Annotated in this window: 5 protein-coding genes; 1 reads left to right on the plus strand and 4 read right to left on the minus strand. The window is 46.2% G+C overall.

The features are described 5' to 3' along the window. Positions 1-90: 90 nt before the first annotated feature. The 4 genes from ADU24_RS20075 to ADU24_RS20100 form a co-directional block, all read right to left on the minus strand. A complete protein-coding gene (locus ADU24_RS20075) occupies positions 91-2550 on the minus strand; it encodes a phosphodiester glycosidase family protein (RefSeq protein ID WP_053368299.1) in 2460 nt (819 codons plus the stop codon). 457 nt (positions 2551-3007) lie between these two features. Next, positions 3008-4249, minus strand: coding sequence for a CAP-associated domain-containing protein (locus ADU24_RS20085; RefSeq protein ID WP_053368301.1), 1242 nt, complete (start codon positions 4247-4249; stop codon positions 3008-3010). Between the two features lie 558 nt (positions 4250-4807). Then, positions 4808-8296: a S8 family peptidase gene (locus tag ADU24_RS20090; RefSeq protein ID WP_053368302.1), complete on the minus strand. Its 3489-nt coding sequence runs from the start codon at positions 8294-8296 to the stop codon at positions 4808-4810. A gap of 407 nt (positions 8297-8703) precedes the next feature. Further along, positions 8704-10554, minus strand: a complete 1851-nt coding sequence (locus ADU24_RS20100) for a bifunctional metallophosphatase/5'-nucleotidase (RefSeq protein ID WP_053368304.1) — start codon at positions 10552-10554, stop codon at positions 8704-8706. A 208-nt stretch (positions 10555-10762) separates the two neighbouring features. Between ADU24_RS20100 and ADU24_RS20105 the strand changes: the two genes are divergently transcribed. Beyond that, a complete protein-coding gene (locus tag ADU24_RS20105) occupies positions 10763-12649 on the plus strand; it encodes an LTA synthase family protein (protein WP_053368305.1) in 1887 nt (628 codons plus the stop codon). Positions 12650-12829: the final 180 nt, after the last annotated feature.

Here is a 12829-nt window from a genome sequence, read left to right on the forward strand (position 1 = left end):
ATTAAATTATAGGTAAATAGTTCAACAGTGACATCATACCAAAGGCCTCTGCAAATCTTGCAGGGGCCTTTGCCGTTAACTAGTTACATTTTAATAAACCGCTGTAATATCATCCACAAAGATCTGGCCTTTGTTCTTGTTCAGGTCATTTGTTTCCATATAGCGGACAGGCATTTCGAGCCTGTAAGGAGCCTTCAAGCCTGCCGGTATTTCGGCTTCAACATATTTCCAGCCTGTCCAGTCAAGATTTTTTGTGAAATCAAGCTGGACTTCGGTGCCGGCCGCATCTCTCAATTGGGCACGCAGCCAATGGCCTTTTGCATCGCCATATACCCACATGCCGATTTTTACCGGAGCTCCCGGAATGTCAATTGATGCAGGTGGAGTTACATAAACCCCCGACGTTCCCGTTGTTCCAATAAAATCATACGCTACCTTCAGAGACTGGCTTCCGGTTTTGACATACACTTTTTCCGGGGCAATCGACACAGCATTAAATCGCGCACCGCTTGCTTTCCATCCTGACAGGCCGCCTTCAAAGTTTTCAGCGACGATAGAGCCCGGATTGCCGACAATCACATTGAACTTGGCGGATACGGTTCCGTATGAAACAGTCACCGTTGCCGAGCCGTCAACATTTCCGGCTTTAAAGATTCCTTTTTCCACAGTTCCGATCGGTGAAGATAGCTTGTATTGGAATACAGCCGGATCATCGACGATTTTTTTGCCGGCGAGATAACCCGCAGCCGGAACCGGGAATGACCCGTTTTTATCAACGATAACAGTTGAATTGGCGACTTGGATGCTATCAAGTGTATTGACGATTTCCGCATTCACACTCGATTTGATTGTACCTGTTGAAGCAGTGATTGTGCCTTTCCCCGCCATCTTTCCTGCTGTAAACGATCCATCGCTGTTGAATGTTCCAATCGTCGAAGTCCAGGCAAGCGGATCCGTTACAGCAATCGGGTTATTGTTCTTATCGAGCCCTCGCACGGTGATGTTAAGGTTTTTATAGGTCGCTCCCGCAAAAAGCTTCAGGTCATTTGGGGAAAGCAGCAGTGTATGAAGCGGACCTGCTTTCCACAGACCGACAATCAGCAATGAATTGGCGACATAGCGCTCTTTTCCGTCAGAAGGAGAGTTGATGACGGTTGCGTCTGCATTTCCTGGTTCACGAGCGACCATTGTAGACGAGCCGCCTCCATCAAATGTCATTGCTTCAACAGCACCAAGGTCTTTCATAACTTTGGCGGTATCAGTCAACGTTACACCCGCGCTAACTGTCTGCCTGCCATCAATAACGATAACGAATACAGAGCCGTCCTTCTTGATTCCGATAGCAGTCCTTGGCGCCGTACCCGCGACATTGATCGTTTGGGCAACGCCATTTTTCACAAGATAGTACCGGCCGCCGATTGCCTGGTCAACCTTGTCCCATACCGGATTGTTATAGGCAAGATTAATCTCGACCACATCGCCGGCGACAAGGCTTTTCAGGTACTCGCTTCCTTTTCCATGTCCAGATAAAACCAACTCACCTGGAAGTAAGGGAGCACTTCCCTTGCCAATGGCAACCTCTTTAACGATTGCCTTGACTGTACCATTTCCGTTCAACTGGCCTTCAAGATTTGTTAACACAACTTCGGTCCCCAGTTCATTCGTCATCGTCGTAGAAGCGAAGTATGGGGTATAGAGGACAAGATGGTCGGCAAACCGGCGCTTGTTGACAGAATCAATCGGATAAGGCTTTTGCCCATTGACCGTCATGCCAAGCGTAATATCGGGATTGCCGATCATCGCCTTGCCTTCAGGGGATACCCCAAAGATGGTCCGTTCACTTTCAGGGGTTTTGTTTGTCGTCACAAGCTCCCCGTTATGGACGGTCAGGTCAGTCGGCGCGCCATTCGATTCAAAGTAATCGCCATTTACGCCCCCGATAATAAAGTGCTCATCAGCCTGGTTTCGGGCAGCCATGGAACTTACAGTTTCGAAGCCAATCATCTGGTCCTTCGCCAGAGTTGTTTCGAATTTGATTTGTGAAGCCTGTTGGTCAACTCCAAGAACGTAAATTTGCTGCTTTCCCCGGGAGCTGTCGACCGAAAGCTTGGACTGGGTTACCCCTGGCGCAAGCACTTTTGACTGCTCATCCGTCACCGTTCCAATGGAAAGCTTTGTGCCATAAAGTTCTGGATTCACAAGCTTCAGCTTTTGGAGAGACGGAGTTTTATACTCTATGTACCCCGGCATTTTAGTAACAAAATAAGGTCCGCCAACCCCGTATTGGCCTCCGAATTCCGAACTGTACTGATAGACACGGTACCGTTCACCCGGGTTTAGGACACGGACAAACGTTAGCTTACTATTTTCCTTTTTCCATAAATTTATCGGCTTAAGGATATCCACCCTGCCAATCTGGCCTTTCACAAGCTGCGCCCCGTCCCAGCTAACATATGGAGTGGTTGTCGCGGCATGTGCGCTCCCGGCAGAAAATGGGGCTGTAACAATGGACAACAATAAGACTATGCAAATAAAAACCTTATTTCTCATTTGTATCTCCCTTCATCTCTCAAACACTTCTTTTCTAGTATACGACAATTCCTGCCATGAATGCCTTAATTTATATAAAATTGGAAATATTGAACCATATTTCCAGCCAGGCCAACGTTATGCCCGGGACATTCGGATTAGAAATATAGCAAAATATGACTATATAGGTTGAATCAAAGATTTTATTTTCTAATGGAACCTTGCCGTTGATTTCCACTACGAGCACACGCTTTCCGCGGGGCGTCAGTGGAGCCTCCTCGGCGCGGGCGCCTGTGGGGTCTCCACCTTGCCGCTGCATCCCGCAGGAGTCGGTGCCCTCCGTTACAATCAACTTACATTCAAAATTGGTTTTATTATTTCAACCTATATAAAGCAAACCGAATGCCTATCCTGTAAAAAGAGTGCCCGGAATTGATGCCAATCCGGGCACTGGATCTTCGCTTGTAACGCTTGTCCATTAATACGGTTTATAAAAGTTTTGTGTATAATAAGGGCGCATTGTCCCTGCTTGGAATTGTACCCCTGTGCCAAGATACGTATAGTTTCCGCTCAGGATATTCCTCCTGTGGCCAAGTGAATTCATCAGGCCTTCATGGGCGAAAATACTGCTCACATAGCCCATTGCGATGTTTTCCCCCGCAGCCCGATAGACAATTCCGGTGCCTTTCATCCGGTCAAATGGATTTTGGCCGCGCAGGTTCGTGTGGCTGAAGTAATTATTTGCCGCCATATCAAGCGAATGATTCCTTGAGGATAGCCGGGCTTTTTCACTCCAGGCCAGGGCGGCCAATCCATTCCTAACACGGCTCGCATTGACAAGGTCAAATAGCTGAGGCTCGTATGCCTGCTGCAATGATGCTGAAGGCGACGCCAGGAAACCAGCCTTTCTGCTCTCCACATCACTGGAAACAATTTGTATGGCAGTTACTTTTCCATAGTTATGAATATCGTAAAATGCAGTTATATAAAAGCCATTCTTATAGAAGGTTTGCTGCTCACTGTCATTTTGGGTGGAGTAGCTGACACTCCCCTTCAAAATTCCTTCCACGGGCTTTCCGAGCGAGGCTATGACTGCATCGCGGGCCATTCCCACCTTTACATTTTCGAATTGAAAGGCGGTGTCCATAGTGTAAAGCGCGCCAATTTTTCCATTTACATAGCTAATCATATAGTACTTTCTGTACCCTTTATGGTAGGTATACCAGGAGGTTCCGTATTCGTTTGCGCTAATACGCTTTTCCGTTCCAAGTTTATCAACAATGATTGTCCTTGTATCCGTTAGTTCGACCGGCATCTTGCTTTCGGCTATTGATGCCTTTTTGCATTCCAGCTGGCCAAGCTTCGTTTTCGATGGCGTTTCGTATTTTACCCTTGTGTCGCGGTCAACATAGTAGCCACCACCAACACTCAGCATACCCGGCTTAAAAGCGTAAATCCTGTATGTCTCGCCAGCTTTCAGCATTCGGGCAAACTGCCTGCTGTCGCCAGCCACCTTATAAAGCGGTGTGTCGCTCAAGACCGTGAGCCTTCCAATCTGGCCAAGCTTCAGCTCATCACCATCCCATTGAACGATAGTGCCTGATGAAATCCCACTACACAATTCGGCGGCCTTCCCCTTTTCGGCCGGCACAAAATAAAAGGCGGTGCTGAGCATGAATGCGGACGCAGCCACCTTAAGCAACTTTCTATATAAGGTCATTCCCATTCCCCTTTTTCTTTTTTGTACCACCTCATTTTAGTAGGTTGGCTCTCTTCCGTATAGAGGGACTTTAGTCATTTTTTGGGTAAATGGACCTGTTATTTTTGAATTTTTAGTGAAACTTTTATGAAAAATATTTTGGTAAAGGGACCTTATTTTACCAAAAGGCCTTTCTTCTGATTTTTAATCCACAAAAGTGGTTTTAACGAATGTGTTGATTTGCTCTAGTTTTTTATGAACCGGATTTCTGACTTTATGAACCGGCTTTTGCTATTTATGAACCTTGTTCGCACTTTTATGAACCGATTTCCATATTAATGAACCGATTCTCCTGTTTTAGGAACGTAATAGAAAAATAGGGACGTTTACACAAACCATTTTACATGGCAACCTCCCCCTTTCATGAACGACTGGAAAGTTCACCAATCTATTATGGAGTCGTTACCATTTATGAGCCGCATTCCCCCCTGAAAGCATTTTTGAAGTTCCTCTAGGCAAAAAAAACAGGCCACCCCTAACAGCCGGGATGGCCATTTGTCAATTTTGATGGTAAATCCTTTACTTGAATTCCACTTTCAAAGTGTACGGGTTTATTGTCGAGTTCCCAAATGCGTCCCTTACCTTAATATGATACGTTCCTTTTTTCAAAGAGAAATTCAGAACCTCCGCGTCGCCTTCCGGATAATAATCCGCATAGGCGAGCAACTTTCCGTCCTTGTAGAGGGAGATGGTGCTGTCAACTTCGATTCCGGCCGCAAATTCGATTTTCCCTTTCGAATCCTTAGCCAGCTTCAGCTCATACCAATCTTCATCCCCATAAGGGACACCCGAGTTCAAATAACCGGTAGCCTTCAGGACATTCTTTCCATTAGCCGCAAGCTTAATTGGTTTTGAAGGAATATTATTTTTCACAACAGATCCTTTGTCTTCATCAACCGTGTTCACAGGGGCTACTTTCAGCTGATATGGCAGAAGGGATAGCGGAACCGGACCGTCCACATACCCATTGACAATTAGAATATAATTCTTGTTCTTCCCTGCTTTGAATGAGCCGTACGTATTTCCGGAAAACGCACCGCGGTCAATGTATTGGACCTTCCTGGCTTCCTCTTCATCAAGCTTCCGGTTTTTGTTGGTGTCTTCCACAACAATCACCATGCCGTAGATCGGGTTGACCAGCTCTTTTGGATACTTGCTGTAGGTGGCCGGATCAACAGCTTTCATCCCGAACGTCACGCCATATATTGCATCTGTTTTCGATTCAAAATAGAAATTATCCTGATCGAACGGCATTGCAAAGTTTCCTTCCACTGTTCCTGACGGCAGGTTCCGGACGTTTTCAGGTTTGTCATTGTCTTCATACTGATCCTCCGGGTTGGCATACAATAGCTTTGATGTGAACTCGTACGGATCAAAGGACATTTCACCAGTATAATAATTCGAGTTCACTCTAATATAGTACGTTTCGCCCTTTCGCAATCCGGTATAAAGGGATGAATCCATCCTGATTCCGGACCAGTCCCATGTCATATTGGAACCAATCTGGGCAAGATATTTAAATGGTTTACCGTTATAATCCTTTAGCTCGACAATCTTATAAATTCCGATGATCGGCACGGTAAAGCCTTTTTCAGAAAAAGCAAACTGGTAAATGCCCGTTTCGGAAGGAGTCGTCTGGAACCAGTCCTCATCTTCCATCGATTGCAGGTAGCCGCCAGCTTGTTGGCCAACCCCATAAGGCTGGGAACCCTCCTTGATCATCCGCAGGTACTCATCTTCCCCGTCTTCTGATGGCCCCACTCCCATTTCCTTCTTTTGCTCATCAAGGCCTTCGCTTGTTTCTTCTTTACCTCCGCCCATAAACGGGAACATATCCTCATCTTCCGGGAAAACCTTCCCTTCCACTTTCAGCTTATAAGGGACAAGCGAAGGCTCGGCAACCTGGTCTTTGGACATTAGCCCCGGGTTGAAAAAGAAATCGTACATCATAAAATAGTTCGGGTCGATTTTGTTCGAAACTTTAATAATATAGGCCATTTCCGGGTTGGAGGTAAAGTTCAGGCTTTCCCCGGCACCATGGCCGCCCCTGTTGCTGTATAGCATCGGGTCAGCTTTCATCTCTCCCGACGCCAATGCATCCAGTAGCCTTTTCTGCTCTTCAGCAGGCATCTTGTCAAAATCCGGCGGGAAGAACATATCAGCTGAATAAAGGCTGATGCTCGTATCCGTGCCCGGCACTCCCGATAGCTCAATCCTTACAGCCTGGGGTTCTTTGACGGAAAACTTGTAATAGTCATCATCACCGTCTTTTCCGAGCAGGTAAAATGGCGTGGTCCCGCTATTATATGGAAGCTCGATTGCAATCGGTTTATCGATGGAAGACTCATCCTCCGGCAAATCCTTGGACTTCTGTACAGTAAGTGTGAATTTCGATCCCCCTCTAGCAGAATCGTCATAGCTTCCATTTACATCCTTTACACCGAATAGGATTGTGCCACTGAACGGCGCTTCGAAGAATTTCCCTTCCTTTACGCCTTCCCGGACTTTATTAACATCGACCATCATTTTTTCTGAAGCTGAATACATGTGGATCATCAATTTATAGTCAAACTGGGACCCGCCATCAAGAATAAACTGAAGATTGTCGCCTTTCTCCACCTCTGCCTTATACCATTTTTCCTCATGGGTTGCGGTGATGTTTCCGGAAAGCTTCACTTCCTTACCGAGTGAAACCGGCTGCGCCTTCTCCAGTAATTCCTTTTCAGTGTATGATTTCTTTACAATATCAGGTAGTTTTTTCATATCGAACTGCAATGCGGCAACAGGGTTGATGAGCCCGTTTCCATATTTGACGTCAAACCCCTTTTCGCCAAGATCCTCGGCTGTATGTTCGAGAATATACTCGACCTGATAAGGGGTCAGCAACGGATATTTTGATAGCAGAAGTGATGCAACACCGGCGACCATTGGCGCGGCCATCGAGGTGCCGGTCAGTTTTCGGTAGCTCGATTTTCGCTCATATTCATAAATCGTGCTGTAAATGTCCTCCCCTGGAGCCACGACATCAACGGACGGGCCGTAGGATGATGACACTGAAAGCTTTTTCTGGCTGTTGACGTTCCCTACAGAGATAACGCCTTCATATGCCGCAGGGTAGCTTGGCATGTCACTTCCCGTATTTCCCGCAGCCGCAATGACCACTATATTTTTCTCAAGTGCTTTTTTGACTGCATCCTCGATCAATGGGGATGGCATCGATCCGCCAAGGCTCATATTAATAACCTTCGCTCCTTTGTTTATCGCATAAAGGATGCCCTCGGCGATTGCATAATCAGTCGCCCCCCAAGCCCGGTCAAAAACGTCGATCGGCAAAATTTTCGCATTCGGGTTTACGCCATATCCGCCTATTCCGTTACCCTTTGCGGCAGCGATAATCCCGGCTACATGCGTGCCATGGAAGTCAGGCGCGCCCTGGTTCATTGGAGAAACAGAGTTATAGCTTGGAAGCAATTTCCCTTTTAAATCCGGATGATTCGGGTCGATCCCCTGGTCAATGACCGCAACCGTAACTTGGTATTTTCCCGCGAGGGACTGGGCCTTTTCAAGATTAAGCATGCCCAAATGATACTGGCTCGCCGCTTTTGGGTCTTCAATCGCAAGCGGCTTGTACAAAGCGCTCGGCATGACCGCCGCCACTTTTGTATTTTCCCTGTACCTGGTAATTGCCTTGTCTAAATCTTTTTTATTTTTTACCTTTACAACGGCATAGTCCAATCCTGCGATTTGCTTCACCGGCGTCCCGCCTGCATAACGGTGTTCAGCCAGGGTCAATGGCTTTTTGAATTTAATAATGAGTGTATCGTCGCTTAGCGCCTTCTCTCCATCTTGTTGCCCCTTCATTTGCGACTCGCTTACATACCCGGTTGGGCTGGACGTAAAATCATTGTACCTCACTGTTGCCGCATGGACAGGGCCAGTAAGCAGGCTTGCCGCCACAAGCGTCGTACCCACCGCCACAAGGCCGGATTTCCTAAACCAGTTTTTCATAGGACCCCCACTTTCTTGTCTTTTTCACATGCACATAAAAAAGGAATGGAGACCGGGATTCACACTAAAGAGTCCCATCTTGATAAAAAATCTCTCCATTTCCATAGTTTACTATTTATATAGACTCCGCGAAACGGTGAATAGTTTCATTTTTAAAATATTTATTTTGCAAGTTCCCTTGCGGTTGATTTCAGCTCCGGGCACACGCTTTCCGCGGGGCGTCAGTGGAGCCTCCTCGGCGCTAGCGCCTGTGGGGTCTCCACCTTGCCGCTGCATCCCGCTGGAGTCGGTGCCCTCCGCTCCAATCAACTTACATTTCAAATTAATTGTGTAAAATTTCATTTCAACCTCTAAAACCCCAAAAAAAGAACCGCCCAAATGAATGGGACGGTCCTTTTAACGGAAACCTAATTTGCTCTTAAGAGAGCAAGTTTTTGTTTGGATGGTGTTTCGTAACGGGTGTTCGCACCGTTGTCACTGATGAAGTAGCCTGCGCCAACGCCATATGTTCCGTTGTAGCTGTATACACGGTAGCGCTCGCCTGCCTTAAGCTCACGGACGACAACTGCATTGCCATCAGCATCGAACTTCATCAGGTTAACCGATCCAAGAATAGAAATCCTGCCAATCTGGTTCCTCTTCATGAGTGTGCCGTCCCAGTATACAACCGGAACAGGCCTGTTCAAAAGCTCTTCTTCCCTCTTTGCTTCTTCGACTGTTTTCGCTACGATGCGCCCTTCAACCTTTCTGTTCAGGACGCCGCGTTTGCCGATGTAATTCATAAGCGCTTCATCAAGGGCAGGGAATTCATTAACAATCGGGCTGTCCTTGAAGCTTGTGTATTCATCACCGCCGGCTGCCATAAAGTCATTTGTAGCGACAAGGTATTCTTTGTCCATTTCCATCGGCTTGCCGTTTACCTTCATTGAATGGACACGATCGCCTTTTTCACGGGTAGTATCGATTGCGAAAGACATTCCGCCAATATGCGGGAATGCGCCTTTTGGTTCTGGGTAAGAATCAACGCCGTTTTCAATGCCTGCCTTAATCTGGGCGCCAGTCAGCTTCTTGGTCACAATGTAGTTTCCAAATGGAAGTACGGTAATAACATGGCCTTTTGTAATTTTGCCGACAGGGATGGACGCGCGGATGCCGCCACCATTTGTAATCGCGATTTCAGCACCTGTTACATCAATCATTGCATCCGTTATCAAGTTGCCAAGGTTTGTTTCACCGGCACGCACCTGGGCGCGCTCACCGTCAAGAACAACTCCCGTTTCACCAATTACTTGGGAAAGGATTTCTTTCTGGCTTTCCTTCACCTTTTTAATAACGTCCACGATTGCAGAATCAGGGGTAACGTCTTTCGCCTGTTCCTTCGTTATCAGGTGTGCTTTTTTATCAACAAGCTTATTGCCTTCAAAAGTAAGTTCAACTACACCAAGGTTTTTCGTATATTCACCCGCACTGACAATCAGGGTGTTTTCGCCTTCCTTCATTCCTTCAACAAGTGTTGAGTGGCTATGACCGTCAACAATCAGGTCGATTCCAGGGGCACCCTTCGCAACCTTGATTGAAGTGTCGGTGCTTGAAGCGTCAATGCCAAGGTGGGTAACCGCAACAATGACATCGACGTTTTTCGATTTCAGTTCGGCAACCATCGCCTTTGCTTCCTCTACCGGGTCTGTGAACTGAAGTCCTTCAACGTTTTTCGGGTGAGTCTTATAATGTGTTTCAGGGGTGGACAGGCCGAAAATGCCAACCTTGATCCCGTCAATTTCTTTAATTTCATATGGCTTTAGAATTAGGGAATTATCCGCTTTCTTACGTACGTTAGCGGACATGACAGGGAAATCGACTTTCTTCGTCAAATCAAGCAGCGTCTGGTAACCATAGTTGAAATCATGGTTGCCGGCGGCCATTCCATCATAGCCGACCGCATTCAGAACCTTGGCAATGCTATCGCCCTTTTCAAGAGTGGCAAAGGTCGTACCGTGGAATGTATCTCCCGCATCAAGCAGCAGGGTATTTGGATTTTGTGCCTCGAATTGCTTTACGAGAGTCGAGATTTTCGCAAATCCCATCCCGTCCGAGGACGATTCCTCGACCCGTCCGTGCGAGTCGTTCGTGTGGAGAATGGTAATCTTCTTCGATGCTGCCTCGGCAGTTTCAGCCGGACCCGCAAAATTCAATCCGAAACCTGAACCGACCACAACTGCTGAAACGAGGGCGATTAACCCTTTTTTAATTCTGCTCATTCTGCTCCCCCTAACAAGTAAGTAATCTCAAACATTTTAATTATATCGAAATGTCAGAGGAAAGTCCTGCATTTTCTGTAATTTTTGGCATTATTTCGACAAAAATACCCACGAGGGATTGTAAATTTCCTGTAAATTCACAAAGGTTTATCTGTTATAATACATATTAAATGCGGCTATATGATTAATAGCTGGAGGAGTGTAGCTGTTGTTAACTATTCGTAAAAAATATTCATCTATGATTCTATTTTGCCTACTGCTTGCTCTGCCGTGGACCGGGAAAACCCTACTATTTGTAAAAGAAACCGAACTGGAGCCCAGCTACGCGCTCATTTATTTGTCATCCCTTGGTTTCGCAGCCATCGTTGCGAGCCATTTATTCATAAAACGCAGGCCAATCGCAATCATTTCAGCCATTACTTTATACGCTCTGGCCAGCCTGCTGCTCTACGCCGATGTTATGTACCAGCGCTACTACAATGCAATTATCCGCATTGAACTCCTGGCGCAGGCCGGGCAGCTGAAGGATATCCGGTCTTCGATTATTTCATTAATAAGTCCGCGGGATGTCCTTTACTGGATTGACGTCCCTCTGGCTGCGCTCGCGTTTTTCTTTTTTGTGAAAAAAACAGCCCCGGTCGCGTGGAAAAAACAAGGACTTGCCTTCCTTTCCGCCGGCTTGGCTATCATTCTAACAATTTCCTTGTCCGCCTTTAAATTTACGTACTCCGATCAGTACAAAATTTCACGGGGCGGCATTATCCCGGCCCATCTGTATGACATTGGCTGGAACGTGTATAAAAAGGCTTATTTCAAACAGGCCCTCCTGCAAAAGAACAGCATCGAAGAAATCCGCAATTCGTTCAAAAGCAGGCAGGAAATTCAGAAGTCATCCCCTTATTTCGGGAAGTTCAAGGGGAAAAACATCATTATGGTACAGGCTGAATCACTGAACACATTTCCAATTGGACTGAGGGTGGAGGGAGAAGAAGTAACCCCCCACCTGAACAAACTAATCAGTGAAAGCCACTATTACCCGAATACGTATCTTCAGATTGGAAGGGGAAATACATCCGATGCGGAATTCGTCGCCAACAATTCCCTTTACCCAATTGGATATATCGGCGCCTATAAGGGATATCCGACTAACGAGTATCTATCCCTGCCTGAAGTACTGAACCAGTATGGCTATTCAACGAGTGTCACCCATGGCAACTCCCCCGAATTCTGGAACAGGCAAGAAGCTTATAAAAGCCAGGGATATGGCGAGTTTTACTACCGGGGCCATCCCGCGTTAAAGGACGATGAAATTATTGGACTAGGCATTTCGGATAAAAGCATTTTCAATCAAATGGCTGAGATGTACAAAACAGAAAATAAGCCATTCTTTAATTTTATCGTTTCCCTGACAAGCCACCGGCCATTTATCCTTGAAGATAAATATCAATACCTCACCCTTCCAACCAAGCTGGAAGGAACCGCAACAGGCAATTACTTGCAGAGCATCCGCTATTTTGATGAGGCGCTTGGTGAATTCATTGCCGAGTTAAAAGCAGAAAACATTTGGGACGATTCGATTTTCGTCGTTTACGGTGACCACTATGGGCCGCTTCCGACTGATGAAGAGGAAATCCGCAGCCTGCTTGGCATTAACTTTGATTTAAAAACAAGATTCAACATCCCATTGATCATCCATCATCCTGGACAGACAGAACCGGTGGTGAATGAAGGAACCGGCAGCCAGATGGATATTTACCCGACCCTTACCGCCCTGCTCGGGATCGACGACCAGCTTGTCCAGCTCGGCACGACGCTTGATGCGAATCATAAACGGATTACCGGTTTCGCATATGAAACAACCCGCTACTCCTTCTTTTCAGACGATTATGATTACTATGCATCCCATGAAGGCGTATTTGAAAAAGGAATCTGCATCGATAACCGCACCGAAAAGGAAACAGATGTCCAGCTTTGCCGAGAAGGCTATGACGCCATTTATAAGGATATTCGCATATCAACACTTCTGTTAGAAAATGACTATGTTGGGAGAATATTTGATACTGGCACTTTAAGGGCAGCCGGGAAGAACAAATAATGGCCTTAACACGACAAATTACTTTAATTATCTCTTATCCACCTTTTTGAGGTGGATTTTTTATTTTCGTTCTTTTTAAAAATAATATTTTCGAATAGTATTGGATTCTATAAAAATATTTACGAAGATAATGAATTTTCCGTATTTACTATTATTTCCTGGTGTGCTAAATTTTATTAT

Source organism: Bacillus sp. FJAT-27245 (assembly GCF_001273955.1).
Classification (GTDB): Bacteria; Bacillota; Bacilli; order Bacillales; family Cytobacillaceae; genus Bacillus_D.